The sequence below is a fragment of the Streptosporangium sp. NPDC006013 genome, assembly GCF_040614275.1.
Classification (GTDB): Bacteria; Actinomycetota; Actinomycetes; order Streptosporangiales; family Streptosporangiaceae; genus Streptosporangium.
The window spans coordinates 1-3864 of record NZ_JBEXUE010000703.1 but is presented as its reverse complement, the minus strand read 5'-3'; the positions used below and the strand labels follow the sequence as shown (position 1 = coordinate 3864).

Here is a 3864-nt window from a genome sequence, read left to right as displayed (position 1 = left end):
GGCCCGCGACCCATCTCCCGGGCCCCCCCCCCCCCCCCCCCCGGGGGGGGCGGCCCCCCCCGGCCCCCCCGCGCCCGCCCCGCGAGAAGGGCCGGAAGCCCGCCTCGCCCGGGGAGAGAACCGACGTTGACCGGGAAGGAGCCGACGTTGAACATCGCGGCACCGGTGAGACCCACACCGCCCCGCACCCCTCGACGCAGGCTCGCGGCCTTCCTGCACCGGCACGCGGGCGTGCGGCTCTCGCTGCTGCTGTCGGCCCCCGCGCTCTGGCTCGGCCTCGCCTATCTCGGCGCGCTGGCCGCCCTGTTCGTGACGGCCTTCTGGAGCACCGACACCTTCACCGGCGACCTGGTCAGGGTGCCGACCTGGGGGAACTTCCAGGACCTGCTCACCGCCGACGTCTACCGTACGATCGCGCTGCGCTCGGTGGGCGTGGCGGTCGCGGTGACGCTGATCGACCTGCTGATCGCCTTCCCGATGGCGTTCGCGATGGCCAAGCTGGCCTCGCCGCGCGCCCAGCGCTGGCTGGTGATCGCCGTGCTCACCCCGCTCTGGGCCTCCTACCTGGTCAAGGCATACGCCTGGCGGGTGATGCTCGGCTCCGAGGGCCTTCTCGGCTGGGGGTACGGGCTGACCGCCACCGTCCTCACCCTGTCCTACCTGTGGTTGCCGTACATGATCCTGCCGATCTACGCGGGGCTGGAGCGGCTGCCGGACTCGCTGCTGGACGCCGCCGGAGACCTCGGGGCGCGTGGCTGGCGGACGTTTCGCACCGTGGTGTGGCCGCTCGCCCTCCCCGCCGTGCTCGCGGGCTCGGTCTTCACGTTCTCGCTGTCGCTCGGCGACTACATCACCGTGAAGATCGTGGGCGGCACCTCGCAGCTGATCGGCAACGTCGTCTACGACAACATCGGCGCGGCCAACAACCTCCCCTTCGCCGCCGCGGTCGCCACCGTCCCCGTGATGATCATGCTGGTCTACCTCGCCGCGGTCCGCCGCACCGGTGCCCTGGAGAACCTGTGAACCTGTCCCGTACGGCGCGCACGGCGCTGTGGGCCATGCTGGCCGCCGGGCTCGGCGTCGTCTACGTTCCGCTGCTGATCGTGGTGCTCAACTCCTTCAACACCGACCGGACGTTCGCCTGGCCACCCAGCGGGTTCACCGTGCGGTGGTGGGAGGCGGCGTGGAACTCCACCGGCGTGCGCGACGCGCTGTGGACCTCGGTCCAGGCGGGGGCGGGCGCCACGGTGATCGCCCTGGTGCTCGGCACGATGGTGGCCTTCGCGATCCAGCGCTACGACTTCTTCGGCAAGAACGCGGTCTCGCTGCTGGTCCTGCTGCCGATCGCGCTGCCCGGCATCGTCACCGGCATCGCGCTCAACAACGCCTTTCGTGCGGTGCTGAGCCCGTTCGGGGTGAGTCTGGGGCTGTTCACCGTGATCGTCGGGCACGCCACCTTCTGTGTGGTGACCGTCTACAACAACGTGCTGGCCAGGCTGCGGCGTACGGGCACCTCCCTGGAGGAGGCCTCGGCCGATCTGGGCGCCGACACCTTCACCACGTTCCGGCTGGTCACCTTCCCGATGATGCGCTCGGCACTGCTCGCGGGCGGGCTGCTGGCCTTCGCCCTGTCCTTCGACGAGATCATCGTGACCACGTTCACCGCCGGGGCCGGGGTCAGGACCCTGCCTCTGTGGATCTTCGAGAACCTGTTCCGCCCCAACCAGGCGCCCGTGGTCAACGTGGTCGCCGCGGCTCTCATCGTCGCCTCGGTCGTCCCGATCTATCTTGCCCAGCGCCTGTCGGGCGGTGACGCGGGAGTCCGCTGAGCGGGGACGGCTCAGCGGGCGCGGTCGTCGTCGAGCACGTCGGCGGCGTGGACGACGATCCTGGGGTCGGGGGTGCCGACGACCTCGTGGTCCTTGTTCTCGTACTCGAAAAGGCTCAGGACGTGGCGCATGGCCTCGACCCTGGCCCGCTTCTTGTCATTGCTCTTGATCACCGTCCACGGGGCCTCCTCGGTGTCGGTGTGGACGAACATGTCCTCCTTGGCGGCGGTGTACTCCTCCCATTTGTCGAGCGACTGCAGATCCATCGGCGACAGCTTCCACTGCCGTACCGGATCGACCTGGCGGATCACGAACCGGGTGCGCTGCTCGGAACGCGAGACCGAGAACCAGAACTTCACCAGGTGGATGCCGTCGCGGACGAGCATCCGCTCGAACTCGGGCGTCTGTTCCAGGAACTCCAGGTACTCCCCGGGAGTGCAGAAGCCCATCACCCGCTCGACCCCGGCGCGGTTGTACCAGGAACGGTCGAAGAAGACCATCTCTCCGGCGGACGGCAGGTGGTAGACGTAGCGCTGGAAGTACCACTGGGTGCTCTCGCGCTCGCTCGGCTTCTCCAGCGCCACCACGTTCGCCCCACGTGGGTTGAGGTGCTCCATGAACCGCTTGATCGTGCCGCCCTTGCCCGCCGCGTCGCGCCCCTCGAAGAGGATGACCAGGCGTCCCCCGGTGTCCTTGATCCAGTACTGGAGCTTGAGCAGCTCGATCTGGAGCAGCCGCTTGAGCCGGTCGTACTTGGTCCGGTTCATCCGTTCCCCGTAGGGATACTTCTCCCGCCAGGTGTCGACGGGGGTGCCGTCCAGGCGGATCAGAACGGGGTCGTCGTCATCATCGTCGTCGACCCGCAGGTTGGACAGGTCATCGAGCAGGCCCCCGCGGGCCAGCGCCGAACGGAGGTCCAGAACGGGGAACCGCTCCTCCGCGGGCTCCGCCTCTGCCATCGTTCCCTTCCCCTCGGGCGGACATGGGATCCGCCCTCGTCCTGCCCTCTACCTCGCTTTGAGCAGGCTAATCATCGGCGGGCGGCCCGGTTTGCACCGATCTGGTTCGGCGTCACATAAAACCCACTAAACAAGTAGGTCTTGACGGGATTATGAGCATGTGTTGAAGTGATGGCATGCGCCCAGAGCTCCGGCCGACGGTCCGCGGGCACATTGACCCGCGCCCCCTCCGCCTCCCCCCGTGTCACCGCTGACCTTCTGACGATTCGCCGGCGACGCCCCCTCGCGCCCGCCCCCCTCCTCCTGGACGAACCAGCCAGAAAGGCCTCAACCATGCCCGTCGAATTCTCAGGCACCGACGGCGGTGACACGCACGGAGCATCCGCGAAAGCACCACCCCCGGCCCCGGTGACGGGCGCCCGGGTGCGCACCCATCGCGGCTACGGGGGAAACCGGGTGCTGCTCACCGCCACCCCCGCCCGGACCGCCACACTCCCGGCGGGCGGCACGGGAGACACGGAGGCCGGTGAGCCTCCGCTGAAAGTGGTCACCACCCGCCACCCCTGGCGGTGGGTGGCGGCCGCGGGCATCGCGGTGCTGCTGGCCATGGTGGCCAGCGCGCTGATCACCAACCCGGCCTGGGAGTGGGAGGTGGTCGGGGAATACCTGTTCGCCCCCTCCGTGCTGCGGGCCGTCGTCTTCACGCTGGAGCTGACCGCGCTGGGGATCGTCTTCGGCTTCCTGCTCGGCACCGTCCTGGCGCTCATGCGGTTGTCGAGGAACCCGCTGCTCAACTCGGTCGCCTGGGGCTACATCGCCCTGTTCCGGTCGGTCCCGCTGATCCTGCAGCTGCTGTTCTGGTACAACCTGGCCCTGCTGTATCCGAGAATCTCCTTCGGCGTGCCGTTCGGCCCGGCGTTCTTCGACATCGGCACGATGGACCTGATCGGCCCGGTCACCGCCGCCGCGCTCGGCCTCGCCCTGCACCAGGCCGCCTACGCCGCGGAGATCGTCCGGGCGGGGCTGCTCTCGGTTGCCGGGGACGCTGGCGACCAGCTTGAGGTTCGAGTGCTTGG

Annotated in this window: 4 protein-coding genes; 3 read left to right on the top strand and 1 reads right to left on the bottom strand. The window is 69.2% G+C overall.

What is annotated here, in order from left to right:
• The first annotated feature begins 147 nt into the window (after positions 1–147).
• Together ABZ260_RS48165 and ABZ260_RS48160 are read left to right on the top strand one after the other, a co-directional pair.
• Complete coding sequence (locus ABZ260_RS48165) at positions 148–1023, top strand: ABC transporter permease (RefSeq protein WP_355631880.1); 876 nt, start codon at positions 148–150, stop codon at positions 1021–1023.
• The gene (locus ABZ260_RS48160; RefSeq protein ID WP_350922821.1) at positions 1020–1829 is read left to right on the top strand and encodes an ABC transporter permease; all 810 of its coding nucleotides are present in this window, start codon (positions 1020–1022) and stop codon (positions 1827–1829) included. Before ABZ260_RS48165 ends, ABZ260_RS48160 begins: the two co-directional genes overlap by 4 nt.
• A gap of 11 nt (positions 1830–1840) precedes the next feature.
• Here the strand turns inward: ABZ260_RS48160 and ppk2 are convergent, their stop codons facing one another.
• Entirely contained in the window at positions 1841–2788 is a 948-nt protein-coding gene (gene ppk2, locus ABZ260_RS48155) for a polyphosphate kinase 2 (RefSeq protein ID WP_355631877.1), read from the bottom strand.
• 333 nt (positions 2789–3121) lie between these two features.
• Between ppk2 and ABZ260_RS48150 the strand changes: the two genes are divergently transcribed.
• Positions 3122–3864, top strand: a 743-nt coding sequence (locus ABZ260_RS48150) for an ABC transporter permease subunit (protein ID WP_355631874.1), incomplete at its 3' end; no start/stop codon positions are given.